This is a genomic window from Streptomyces olindensis, assembly GCF_040645895.1.
GTDB classification, from domain to species: domain Bacteria; phylum Actinomycetota; class Actinomycetes; order Streptomycetales; family Streptomycetaceae; genus Streptomyces; species Streptomyces olindensis.
Map to the genome: position 1 here is coordinate 46162 of NZ_JBEYZD010000010.1, position 12851 is coordinate 59012.

Consider the following 12851-nt stretch of genomic DNA (forward strand, 5'->3'; position numbering starts at 1 on the left):
GAGATGTGGGTCACATCCGGCGGCGCGATGTCACATTCCGGGTCCCTCAGGGCCTCGCAGTGGTGAGCGCGTCTCTGGGAGGACCCCGCATGACCGAGATCCCCGTACCCGGCACCGCCGCCCCGCTCGACGAGGCGACCGGGGTGTTCGTCGACCACCGCGAGCTGCTGTTCGGCGTCGTCTACAACATGCTCGGCAGCGTCGCCGACACCGAGGACGTCCTGCAGGAGACGTGGCTGTCCTGGACGGCCCGGGGCGGCGGCGCCCCGCTCGCCGGGATCGACAACCCGCGCGCCTATCTCGTCCGGGTGGCGGTCAACCACGCGCTGCGGCGCCGCGCGGTGATCAGCCGCCGGCAGGAGACGTACGTGGGGGCGTGGCTGCCCGAGCCGCTGGTCGCCGAGGAGGACGCCGGCACCGCCGACGGGCCGGCGCTGCGGAGCGAATCGGTGTCGCTGGCGATGCTGGTGGTCCTGGAGTCGCTGACTCCGCTGGAGCGGGCCGTGTTCGTGCTGGGCGAGGTGTTCGGTTACCCGCACGCCGAGATCGCCGAGATCATCGACCGCTCCCCCGCCGCCGTACGGCAGTTGGCGCGCCGGGCGCGGGAGCACGTGCACGCGCGGCGGCCGCGGTACGAGGCGCATCCGCGGGTGCGGCGGGAGGCCACCGAGCGGTTCGTGCGGGCCGCGATGGGCGGCGACATCACCGCGCTGATGGAGATCCTCGCGCCGGACGTCACGGCGTGGACGGACGCCGGCGGCAAGCGCCGGCCGGCCAACCTGCGCCCGGTGCACGGCCGGGACAAGGTGACGCGTCTGCTCACGTCCGGCCGGGGCGGTCCGGACCACCCTGTCTGGCGCTACCGGCGCGTCAACGGCGACGACGCGGCGGTGCTGTTCGACGGCGACGCGCCCTTCGCCGTCCTGGTCCTGGACCTCACGCCCGAGGGCGACCGGGTGCGCGGCATCTACGTGGTGGCCAACCCGGACAAGCTCGCCCACGTGCCCAAGGAGGCGGTATGAGCGCCGGACGCGGCGAGCGCCTGGCCGACTGGTTCGACGGCCGGCTCGGCACCCACACACTCGGCCGGAAGTACCTGCGCAAGGTGTTCCCGGACCACTGGTCCTTCCTGCTCGGCGAGATCTGCCTGTACAGCTTCGCGGTGCTGGTGCTCACCGGCGTGTATCTGACGCTGTTCTTCCACCCCTCGATGAACGAGGTGGTGTACGACGGGAGTTACACGCCGCTGAACGGCGTGCGCATGTCCGGGGCGTACGCGTCCACGCTGGACATCAGCTTCGACCTGCGCGGCGGGCTGCTGATCCGGCAGATCCACCACTGGGCGGCGCTGGTCTTCGTCGCCGCCATGCTGACGCACATGATGCGGCACTTCTTCACGGGCTCGTTCCGCAAGCCCCGGGAGGTCAACTGGCTGTTCGGCTGGCTGCTGCTGTTCCTCGGCCTGTTCGAGGGGCTGTTCGGCTACTCGCTCCCCGACGACCTGCTGTCGGGCACGGGCCTGAGGTTCGTGCACGGGGCGCTGCTGTCGGTGCCGATCGTGGGGACGTACCTCGCGATGTTCGTGTTCGGCGGGGAGTTCCCCGGCGACGACATCGTGGCCCGCTTCTACGCGCTGCACGTGCTGCTGGTCCCCGGGATCATGGCGGCGCTGATCGTGGTCCACGTGCTGCTCGTCGTGTACCACAAGCACACCCAGTTCGCGGGGCCCGGGCGCACCGAACGCAATGTCGTGGGGGCGCCTTTCATGCCGGTGTACCTGGCGAAGGCGGGCGGCTTCTTCTTCCTGGTGTCCGGGGTGCTGGCGCTGATGGCGGCGGTGGCGACGATCAACCCGGTCTGGTCGTACGGCCCCTACCGCGCCGACCAGGTGTCGACGGGCGCCCAGCCCGACTGGTACCTGGGTTTCGCCGAGGGCCTGGTGCGGATCATGCCCGGCTGGGAGATCACGCTGTGGGGGCACACCCTGGTGCTGGGTGTGCTGATACCGGTGGTGGTCTTCCCGCTGCTGCTGGTCCTCATCGGCGTGTACCCGTTCCTGGAGGCCCGGTTCACCGGGGACCGGCACGAGCACCATCTGCTGGACCGGCCGCGCGACCGCCCGGTGCGCACGGCGATCGGGGCGGCCTGGATCAGCCTCTACCTGGTGCTGCTGGCGGGCGGCGGCAACGACGTCGTGGCGACGCGCTTCCACCTGTCGATCAACACGGTGACGTGGGCGGTGCGGATCGGGATGTTCGTCGTCCCGGCGGCCGTCTTCGTCGTCACCCGGCACATCTGCCTGGGGCTGCGGCAGCGCGACCGGGACCTGGTGGCGCACGGCCGCCCCACCGGCGTGATCAGGCGGCTGCCGCACGGCGAGTACGTCGAGGTGCACGAGCCGCTGGACCAGGTCCGGCTGCACACCCTGACCGCCCATGAGCGGCCGGGGGAACCCGTCGGGTACGGGCCGTCGCGCCGGGCCGTGGCCGGGCCGCTCAGGACCGGGCGCGGCAGAACTCCCGGACGGTCCGGTTGAACGCGTCCGGGGCCTCCATGCTGCTGAGGTGCCCGACGCCGGGCAGCACGACCAGCGTGGCCTCCGGGATCGCTTCGAGGAACCGGCGGGCGACGGGCTCCACCGGGGAACGCGCGTCCAGTTCGCCCCAGAGCAGGAGGGTCGGCACCTCGATCGCGGGCAGCAGGTCGCGCTGGTCGGTCCCGGCCATGATCGTGAGTTCGGTGCGGATGGTCCGGGCGCGGGTGCCGGCCGACATCACGGACAGCAGCCGCACGGCCTCGGCGGGTGGCTCGGCGGCGAACAGGCCCGGCAGGGTCGGCGCGAACTCCTCGGCCGGGACCGCGAGCATCCGCTCCGCCCCCTCGACCCGCTGCCGCACCTCCGCCGGCGGCAGCGAGCCCTTCCAGCCGGCGTAGGTGTCGACGAGGAGCAGCGTGCGGACGAGCCCGGGGTGGTTGCGGTAGAGCTCCAGGACGACGGTCCCTCCCCAGGACAGGCCCAGGACGTGGGCCGGGCCGAGGCCGACGTCCTCGACGACCGACGCGAGGCAGCGGGCGTAGTCGGCCAGGGTGAAGGAGGGCGGGACGTCGGAGGAGCGGCCGGCGCCCGGTTCGTCCCAGGCGATGACGGTGAACTCGTCCGACAGGTCCGCGAGCTGCGGGCCGAACAGGCGGGCGTCCGTCGTCGCGGCGTGCGCGAGCACGAGGGGCGGGCCCCGGCCCACCCGGTCGTACGCGACCTCGATGCCGTCGACCCGCACCGCTGGCATGACACCAGGCTACGCGCGGGTGCCGGGGGCGTCCTGTCGGCGGACTCCCCCGGCACGCGACGGGCTCGTGGCGGCCCTAGCCCTGGTCCGCCACGAAGGAGGCCATGCGGGTCAGGGCGGCGTTCCAGTTGATGGTGTGCTCGTTGGTCGACCAGGACTGGATGTCGTCGATGTAGCAGAACTGGCCGACACAGCCCTGGAGTTTGCTCTGCGCGAAGGGGTCCTGGATGCTCGAGTTCGGCCCGCCCGCGAGGGTGCCCTTCGGCGGGTTGGGCTGGGCGGGGTCGAGCTGGCGGGCGTACCAGCGGCTGTGCTGGTTCTGCGCGCTGACCTCGCCGTAGCCGGTGACGTAGGAGATGTTCAGCGCGTTGCGGCCCAGGATGTAGTCCATGCTCTGGACCGCGCCGTCCCGGTACTTGGCGGCGCCGGTGATGTCGTAGGCGGTGGCGAGGACGACGGCGTTGTTGAGGATCTGGTGGCTGGAGCCCCAGTCGTACTTGTCCCCCTCAGGGGCGTACGGCATGCCGTACGGGTGTGCCTTCAGGGTGGCCAGGTAGCGGTCGGCGCCCTGGACGACGGACCGGCGCACCTTGTCCCGGCCGGGCAGCTTGTTGGGCACCGTGGCGAGGTCCAGGCGTCCCGCCGCACCGGTGCGGGCCCAGTCGAAGCCGATGGGCTTGAAGAGGTCGGCCGTGTGGACCGGTGACTTCAGGACGTGGTCCTCGTACCGCTTCTCGCCCGTGGAGAGGTACAGCTCGGCCGCCGCCCAGTAGAAGTCGTCGCTGACGTCGGTGTCGGCGTAGGCGCCGCCGCCGATGCCGTCGCTCTCGGAGGCGTGGCGGTCGGGGTGGGCGAGCGCCGCCGAGAAGGCCTTGCGCGCGGCGGCCAGCGCCTTGGCGGCGAACGCCTTGTCGTAGGGCCGGTACAGGCGGGCCGCCTGGGCGGCCGTGGCGGCCAGGTTCAGGGTGGCGGCCGTGGACGGCGGGTGCAGTTCGCGCTTCTGCGGGTCGTCGTGGGGCATCAACGGCAGCCCGGTCCACTGTTCGTCGTGCATCTTGTGGTGGGCCATGCCGGCCAGCGGCTTGTCGTCGGGCACCTGCATCTTCAGCAGGAACTCCAGCTCCCAGCGGGCCTCGTCGAGGAGGTCGGGCACCTTGTTGCCGCTCTCCGGGATGGCGAGGGTGCCGTCGCCGAGACGGCCGGGGTCGCCGGTGCGGGCGTGCAGCGCGCGTTCGTAGGTGCTCAGCACCTCCCAGACGGAGATGCCGCCGTTGACGACGTACTTGCCGTGGTCGCCGGCGTCGTACCAGCCGCCGCTGACGTCGAGCGTGTAGTCGCAGACGCCGGGCTGGCAGGGCACCTTCGTGTCGCCCTGGTTGGGTGCCACGCCGACGTGACCGGCCGGGCGGCCGTAGCCGGGCCGCAGGTCGTCGCGTATCGCGATGCCGCTGCGCTGGGTGTAGTAGTACTTCGCCGAGTCCAGCCGGAGCCGCTCGTAGACGCTCGCGTCGATGTCGAAGGGGCGGCTGGTCTCGCCGTCGGCGGTGAGGGTGAAGCCGGTGCCCTTCACGCGGTACGCGCCGAAGTCGATCGAGTGGACGTTCTGCCCGGAGGAGGCGTCGACGCCGCGCGGCACGGTGGTGCCCCGGGCGACGACCGTCCCGCCGGAGTTCTTCAGCTGCCAGGGCAGCTTCGCCGTGGCGTCGGTCACCAGGGTGGCGTTCTTCGGCCCGGCGGGCAGGTACGCGACCTGGTTGACGCGGACCCGGGGCCCGGTGTCGGGCTCGTAGGGCTCCGGCGTCACCCCGCCCAGCAGCGACACGTCGTCCATGCAGAAGCGCCAGGGATCCGCGCTGCCGCCGAGCTGGAATCCGACCTGGCCCTGGGCGGTGTCGACGGGCGAGGTGAAGGTGTAGGAGTAGGTGTCGCCGGAGACGCTGAGCTGCGGCGTCGCCTCGTGGTAGGTGTCGTACGGCGACACCGACAGGCCCACGATCGCCCGCACCACGTGCCCGGCGGGGGTCCCGGTCGCGCTGAAGGAGAAGCGGTACGACTCGCCCTTCACGAGGGTGATGTCGTTCTGCCCGACGGCGGCGTCCCAGCGGTTGGTGGTGCCGCCGGGGACGTCGGCGCAGAGCCGGCCGTCGGACAGGCCGGCGGTGACGTTGCTGGTCGCCCACCAGGGGTCGGTGGTGGAGTCGAAGGTGCCGTTCCTGACCTGCTCGACCTCCTCGGCCCCGGCCGGTGCGGAGGGCAGTGCGGTGAGCGCGGTCGCCAGGAGGGCTGTCAGGGACAACAGGGCGGTTCTGCGTCGTTTCACGCCTGGGCTCCTCTGGGGAGGTGCGGGTGGCGCTCGCGATGGGAGCGCTCCCAGATGCGGACGCAGGCCATGGTTGTGGCAGATGTGACACCCCGTCAACGGTCCGGACAGGACTGGTCGTTCACCGCCCGTCCGGACCGTCGCGTCCCGGGCGGTCAGGCGGCCGGGGTCTCCAGCCGGCTGATGCGGATCGCGCCCCGGGCCTCGTCGGGGTGGCGGCTGGTCAGGGTGAGCCGGATGCGGGAGCCGCGCAGGGGCGCGAAGGTGATCACGGTCGGGGCGCCCGAGGCGGTGGCCCAGTCGATCGCGGTGTCCCGCGCGGCCCGCCACGCACGGCCGTCCCACACGGCCACCTCGATCGACGCGGGCAGGCTGTGCGTGGCGTCCACGGTGAAGGAGACGTCCACCCGGTCGAAGCCGCGGGTGCGCCCGTGGTCGACCGAGACCCAGTCCTCGGCGCGCGCCCCGTCGAACGCGGGCAGCAGGGCCGTGGCCTGCTTGAAGAAGCCGTTGGACCAGCCGGTGGCCGGGTCGCCGTCGAGCATGGCGGCGGGCAGGGTGTCCGGGCGGCCCGAGTAACTGGCGTCGGCGTGCGGAAGGTCCCGGGCCGCCGGGTGCTCCGGCCTGAACACCGGCGGCTCGGTCTCGGCCCGGTCGCGGGCCGGTGTGGCGCGGACGGCCGCCGTGCCCGCGCGCAGGCCGTCGGCCCGGGCCGTCACCGTCACCCGGCCCGGCCGGGTGCCGGCGCGGACGATGGCGAGGGCCTTGCCGTGGAAGGCGGTGCGGGTGCTCGCCTGGTAGCGCTCGGCGCTCTCCTGGCGGCCGTTGTCGAGTCCGGCGAGGGAGCCGTTCGCCACGTCGAAGGAGATCAGGTGCTCGGCGTCGGGCACCACGACACCGCGCCGGTCGACGACCTCGACGGTCACGAAGACCAGGGACCGGCCGTCGGCGGCGAGGGTCTCGCGGTCCGGGGTCAGGCGTATCGCGTGCGGGGCGCCGGCGGTCCGCAGCACGTCGGTGGCGACCACCCGGCCGTCCTGCCGCGCGACGGCCTTCAGCTCGCCCGGCGCGTAGGGCACCCTCCAGGTCAGGTGGAGCTTGCCGGCGCTGCCGTTCGGGCTGGTGTAGCTGCCCGGGTAGGGGCCGTCGGTGTAGGTCTTGTCGTCCTCGGTCGCCTCGGTCGTCTCCAGGTACGCGCGGCCGTCGACGGTCTTCTTGGTGTCGAACCGCCGGACGCCCAGGGACTTTCCGTTGAGGTACAGCTCGACGGTGTCGACGTTCGCGTACGCCCAGACCTCGACGGTGTCGCCCTCGGTGTGGTTCCAGGTCATCGGCAGCAGGTGGACCATCGGCCGCTCGGTCCACTGGCTCCGGAACAGGTAGTACATGTCCTTGGGGAAGCCCGCGGTGTCGACCGCGCCGAAGAAGGACGCCTTGACCGGGAAGACGTCGTACGGGGTGGGCTCGCCGAGGTAGTCGATGCCCGACCAGAGGAACTGCCCGGCGAACCACTTGCGGTCCCGGTCCTTCTTGTGGCCGTACTCGCCGCTCATGGTCCAGGAGGCGAGGTTGTTGTCGTAGGAGGAGGTCGAGCGTCTGCCGGGCGTGTGGTTCTCGCCGGTGTTGAGGTGCTCGGGCTCCTGGTAGGCGCCGCGGGTGGAGGTCTCGGAGGAGGACTCGGACTCGAAGAGGAACAGGTGCGGGTAGGCCGCGTGCAGCTGGTCCACCGACTTGGCGGTGTTGTAGTTCAGCCCGAGGCCGTCCAGCTTGGCGAGCATCAGGTCGGCGGCGGAGCCCTTGGCGGGCATGCGGCGGTACTTGTCGGAGCCGATGACCAGCGGTCGGGTGTCGTCGGCCGCCTTGATCGCGCCGATGATCCGGTCGGCCATGGCGAGGCCGGCGGTGGAGGTGGAGTCGGGGACCTCGTTGCCGATGGACCACATGAGCACGGCGGGCGAGTTGCGGGCGGCGAGCACCATCTCGGTGGCGTCCTTCTCGCCCCACTCGTCGAAGAAGCGGCCGTAGTCGTAGCGGTTCTTGCCGGTGCGCCAGCAGTCGAACGCCTCCACCAGCATGATGACGCCCAGCTCCTCGCAGACCTGGATCACCTCGGGCGCGGGCGGGTTGTGGGCGGTGCGCAGGGCGTTGACGCCCATGGACCGCATGATCTCGAGCTGGCGGCGGACCGCGTCGAGGCTCACGGCGGCGCCGAGCGCGCCCAGGTCGTGGTGGAGGTCGACGCCCTTGATCTTGTGGTGGCGGCCGTTGAGGAAGAAGCCCTCGTCCGGGTCGAAGCGGAAGGTGCGGATCCCGAAGACCGTGCGGTAGGTGTCGGTGGTCCGGCCCCCGGCGCGCAGCTGCGTGTGCAGCGTGTAGCGGTGCGGGGCGTCGATGTCCCACAGCAGCGGGCGCGGGACGGTGAGCTCGTGGGTCTCGGTGTGCTCGCCGGTGACGGCGGCCGTGGAGGAAGCGCGGGCGACCGTGCGGCCCTTCGGATCGACGATCCGGGAGACGACCTCGACGTCCGCGCCGGCGCCCGAGGCGTCGACGACCGAGGTGGCGACCCGTACGACGGCCCGCTCGCGGGAGACCTCGGGCGTGGTGACGCGAGTGCCCCAGCGGGCCACGTGCACCGGCTCGGTGATCACCAGGCGGGCCTCGCGGTAGATGCCGCTGCCCGAGTACCAGCGGCTGCTGGGGAGCCGGTTCTGCACCTTGACCGCGAGCACGTTCTCGGTGGTGCCGTCGGTGTGCACCAGGTCCGTGAGGTCGAGGGCGAAGCCCGTGTAGCCGTAGGGGTGGCGGCCGGCCTCCTTGCCGTTGCAGTGGACGACACAGTCCATGTAGACGCCGTCGAACTCCACCGAGATCCGCCGGCCGGCGAGGGCGGGCGGCAGGGTGAAGGCGAGGCGGTACCAGCCGAGGCCCCCGGGGAGGAAGCCGGTGCCGCTGGTGGTGCCGTGCTCGGTGGTGGGGGCCTGCTCGATGCTCCAGTCGTGCGGGACGGCGACCTCGCGCCATCCGGAGTCGTCGTACCCGGGCAGGGCGGCGTCGGCATACGCACCGGTCGGGTCGGTGATGCCGCCCGGGTCGACGAGCGCGAAGCGCCAGCCGTCGCGCAGGGGGACGGTGCGGCGGCCGGACGCGCCGCGCGCCTCCTCGGCGGCCCACGCCTCCGGCGGACCCAGCAGCGCTCCGGCCGCTGGGGCGGCGGCGGAGGCGAGCAGGACCGATCTGCGCGTGACCGACATGGCGGTTCTCCCTCATGAGGACTCAGAAGCAATCACAACCGACCGTGAACAAACAGATTCTGTCGATGCGTCACATGGGGCCGTCAAGAGTGCGGGAGCCGTCTTCTGCCCCGGAGGTCACATCGGCCGGATGTCCTCCTCGGTCCCGCGAGCCGGGCGGCCGGGGGGTTACCGGTCCACGCCGGGCGTGTACGGACTAGTCTGGAACTCAAGTGACCTCCCTGTTTACTGTGAGTGTCCGTATGGAGTGGCGACGATGAGCCCGGACGAGCCGTTCGACGATGGCGTGGCCGCCCGTGCCGTCATCGCCGCCGACGGCACGCTCACCGAGTGGAGCGAGGGGGCCCGCCGCCTGCTGGGTCACACGGCCCCCGAGGTCGTGGGCCGCCCGGCCGCCGAGCTGCTGGCCGACGGCGCGGACGCCCCGCCCGTGCCCCGGGACTCCCGCTGGAGCGGCACCCTCGCGCTGCGGCACCGCGACGGCCGCACGGTGCCCGTGTGGGTGCTCGCCCACCGCAGACCGCCGGACGGCCCGCAGACCACCGACTGGCTCGCCGTGTCCCCGCCGCTCGCGCCCGACCGGGAACTGCCGGAGGACCCGCTGGTGCGGGCGGCCCTCACCCAGTCGCCCTGCGCCACGATGATCTTCGACGACCGGCTCCGGCTGCGCGGCGTCAACGACGCCATGGCGGACCTCGTCGGACTGCCGGCCGACCGCCTGCGGGGTCTGAGGCCCACCGACATCGGCAGCCGGCCGCAGAACGCCGAGCTGGAGGAGTACCTGCGCCGGGTGCTGAGCACGGGCCGGCGCCAGGAGATGCAGACGTACATGAAGGCCAGCGGCGAGAGCCGGGGCGCGCACGCCTGGCTGGCCCGGATCGCCCCCCTCACCGACGACGCGGGGCGGGTGCGGGGCGTGTGCGTCACCGCCCACGACTTCACCGACCAGTACCGCTCACGGGAGCGGCTGCAACTGGTCAACGAGGCGAGCGTGCGCATCGGCACCACCCTCGACGTCACCCGTACGGCGCAGGAGCTGGCGGATGTGTGCGTCCCGGCGCTCGCCGACTTCGTCAGCGTCGACCTGCTCGACCCGCGCGAGCACGGCGGCGAGTCCGCGGAGCCGCCGGCGCCGCCCGTGAGCCTACGCCGGGCCGCCCACCGGTCGGTCAACCCGGGCAGCCCCGAGGCCGTCGCCAAGCCGGGCCAGGTGGACGTCTACCCGGAGCCCTCCCCGCAGGCCGCCTCGCTGGTCGCGGGCCACACGGTGGTGGCCTCCGGCTCGTCCGCCGAGCTGGAGCGGTGGCTCGCCTGGGACCCGGTCCGCTTCCGGCGGGTCCGGGAGTACGGCGTCCACTCGACGATGTCCGTCCCGCTCCAGGCCAGGGGCACGACCCTCGGGGTCGCCGTCTTCACCCGCTTCCGGCGCACGGAGCCCTTCACGGACGACGACGTGCTGCTGGCCGAAGAGGTCACGGCACGGGCCGCCGTCTGCATCGACAACGCGCGCCGCTACTCCCGCGAGCGCGAGACGACCCTCACCCTGCAGCGCAGCCTGCTGCCCCGGGTGCTGCCGCGCACCGCGGCGGTGGACGCGGCCTCCCGCTATCTGCCCGCGACCCGCTCCGGCGTGGGCGGCGACTGGTTCGACGTGATCCCGCTCTCCGGGATGCGGGTCGCCATGGTCGTCGGGGACGTCGTCGGCCACGGCATCCAGGCCTCGGCCACCATGGGCCGGCTGCGCACCGCCGTCCGTACCCTCGCCGACATCGACCTGGCCCCCGACGAGCTGCTCACCCACCTCGACGACCTGGTCGTGCGGCTGTCCCAGGAGTCGGGCAGCGACGCCGGCACCGGCGAAGTGGGCGCGACCTGCCTGTACGCGGTGTACGACCCGGTGTCGCGGCGCTGCACACTCGCCCGGGCCGGGCACCCGCCGCCCCTGCTCGTCCCGCCCGGCGGCCCCGCCCGGCAGCTCGACCTGCCCTCGGGCCCGCCGCTGGGGGTCGGGGGGCTGCCGTTCGAGTCGGCCGATGTGGAGCTGCGGGAGGGCAGTGTGCTGTCGTTCCACACGGACGGGCTGCTCGCCCACCGTGAGCGGGACGTCGAAGCGAGCCACCGCATGCTCCGCGAGGCCCTGTCGGCCCCCGCCGACTCCCTGGACGAGACCTGCGACCGCGTGCTGCACGCCCTGCTGCCGCCGGGCGGCTCCGCCGACGACGTCGCCCTGCTGCTGGCCCGCACCCGGGGCCTGCCGTCCTCCCAGGTGGCGACCTGGGACATCCCCGCCGACCCGGCGCTGGTGGCGCCCATCCGCAAGCAGGTCGTCGACCAGCTCGAACGGTGGGGGCTGCTGGAGGCCACGTTCACCGCCGAGCTGGTGGTGAGCGAACTGGTCACCAACGCCATCCGCTACGGCGCCCCGCCCATCCGGCTCCGGCTGATCCACGACGCGTCCACGCTCATCTGCGAGGTCTCCGACACCAACCACACGGCGCCGCACCTGCGCCGGGCCAAGACCTGGGACGAGGGCGGCCGGGGCCTGCTCCTGGTCGCCCAGCTGACGCAGCGCTGGGGCAGCAGGCACACGGCCGAGGGCAAGACGATCTGGGCCGAGCTGGCGCTGCTCGACGAGGTGTGAGACCGGCGGGGCCGTGGCGGGGCTCTTACCTGCACCTGGTTTCATGGGCGGGCTCGGCCTGATCACGTCCCGGAGGACCCCGCCCTGAACACCCCGCTCGCCGAAGTCCTGTCCGTGACGCTGCTGGTCGCCGTGCTGGCCTTTGCCGTCGCCCGCCCCAAGGGCCTGCCCGAGGCCGTGCTGGCGGTTCCCGCCGCCGGGCTCGCGGTCGCCGTCGGAGTGATCTCGCCGGACCACGCCTGGGAGGAGATCCAGCGGCTGGCTCCGGTGGTCGGTTTCCTCGCGGCCGTCCTGGTGCTCGCCCACTTCTGCGATGTCGAGGGGCTGTTCTCGGCGTGCGGGGCGTGGACGGCCCGCTGGGCCGCGGGGCGCCCGGAGCGGCTGCTGATCGCGGTGTTCGCGCTGGCCTCCGTCGTCACGGCCGTGCTCAGCCTGGACGCCACGGTCGTCCTGCTGACCCCGGTGGTGATCGCCACCGCGGCCCGGATGGGCGTCGAGGCCCGGCCGCACCTCTACGCCTGCGCCCATCTGTCGAACACCGCCTCGCTGCTGCTGCCGGTCTCCAACCTGACGAACCTGCTGGCGTTCACGGCCAGCGGGCTGAGCTTCACCCGGTTCGCGGCGTTGATGGCGCTGCCCTGGCTGGTGGCCGTCGGCGCCGAGTACCTGGTGTTCCGGCGGTTCTTCGACCGGGAACTGGCGGTCCCGCTCGCCTCCCCCGAGACGGCGCGGCCGCCCGAGCTGCCGCTGTTCGCACTGATCACCGTGGGCTGCACGCTCGCCGGGTTCGTCGTGGCCTCCGCCCTCGGGATCGCCCCGGCGTGGGCCGCCCTGGCCGGCGCGGTGGTGCTGGCCGGGCGGGCGCTGCTGCGGCGGCGGGCCACCCCGCTGACGGTGGTGCGGTCGGCGGCCCCGGGCTTCCTCGCGTTCGTGCTCGCGCTCGGCGTCGTCGTGCGCGCGGTCGTCGACCACGGGCTCGCCGACGCGCTCCACCGTGTGCTGCCGGACGGCTCGGGCCTGCTCGCGCTGCTGGGCGTGGCCGCGCTGGCGGCCGTCCTGGCGAACCTGATCAACAACCTGCCCGCGGTGCTGGTGCTGCTGCCGCTGACCGCCGGGGCCGGTCCGGGTGCCGTGCTGGCGGTGCTGCTCGGCGTGAACATCGGCCCCAACCTGACCTACGCCGGATCGTTGGCGACCCTGCTGTGGCGGCGGATCGCGCAGCAGCACGGGCACCGCGTCGGCCTCGGGGAGTTCACCCGGCTCGGGCTGCTCGCGGTACCGGCGGCGCTGGTGCCGGCCGTGGTGGCGCTGTGGCTGTCCCTGCGCGTCCTCGGCGGCTGATCCGCGCGCCG

Annotated in this window: 7 protein-coding genes; 4 read left to right on the forward strand and 3 right to left on the reverse strand. The window is 73.0% G+C overall.

The genetic code is table 11. The features are described from left to right. Positions 1–89 precede the first annotated feature (89 nt). Entirely contained in the window at positions 90–1022 is a 933-nt protein-coding gene (locus ABZ948_RS08355; RefSeq protein WP_359758147.1) for a sigma-70 family RNA polymerase sigma factor, read from the forward strand. Then, positions 1019–2536: a cytochrome bc1 complex cytochrome b subunit gene (gene qcrB / locus ABZ948_RS08360; RefSeq protein ID WP_359758148.1), complete on the forward strand. Its 1518-nt coding sequence runs from the start codon at positions 1019–1021 to the stop codon at positions 2534–2536. The genes ABZ948_RS08355 and qcrB overlap by 4 nt, the downstream gene beginning before the upstream one ends. Here qcrB and ABZ948_RS08365 read toward each other — a convergent pair. The 3 genes from ABZ948_RS08365 to ABZ948_RS08375 form a co-directional block, all read right to left on the reverse strand. Next, a complete protein-coding gene (locus ABZ948_RS08365; RefSeq protein WP_359758149.1) occupies positions 2496–3287 on the reverse strand; it encodes an alpha/beta fold hydrolase in 792 nt (263 codons plus the stop codon). The two genes, qcrB and ABZ948_RS08365, sit on opposite strands and share 41 nt — an antisense overlap. 76 nt (positions 3288–3363) lie before the next feature. Next, entirely contained in the window at positions 3364–5607 is a 2244-nt protein-coding gene (locus tag ABZ948_RS08370) for a glycoside hydrolase family 9 protein (RefSeq protein ID WP_359758150.1), read from the reverse strand. Between the two features lie 155 nt (positions 5608–5762). After that, positions 5763–8858: a glycoside hydrolase family 2 TIM barrel-domain containing protein gene (locus ABZ948_RS08375; protein WP_359758151.1), complete on the reverse strand. Its 3096-nt coding sequence runs from the start codon at positions 8856–8858 to the stop codon at positions 5763–5765. 256 nt (positions 8859–9114) lie between these two features. Here ABZ948_RS08375 and ABZ948_RS08380 point away from each other — a divergent pair, with 256 nt between their 5' ends. Next, positions 9115–11499: a SpoIIE family protein phosphatase gene (locus ABZ948_RS08380; protein ID WP_359758152.1), complete on the forward strand. Its 2385-nt coding sequence runs from the start codon at positions 9115–9117 to the stop codon at positions 11497–11499. Positions 11500–11583: 84 nt separating this feature from the next. After that, entirely contained in the window at positions 11584–12840 is a 1257-nt protein-coding gene (locus ABZ948_RS08385) for an arsenic transporter (RefSeq protein WP_359758248.1), read from the forward strand. Positions 12841–12851 lie beyond the last annotated feature (11 nt).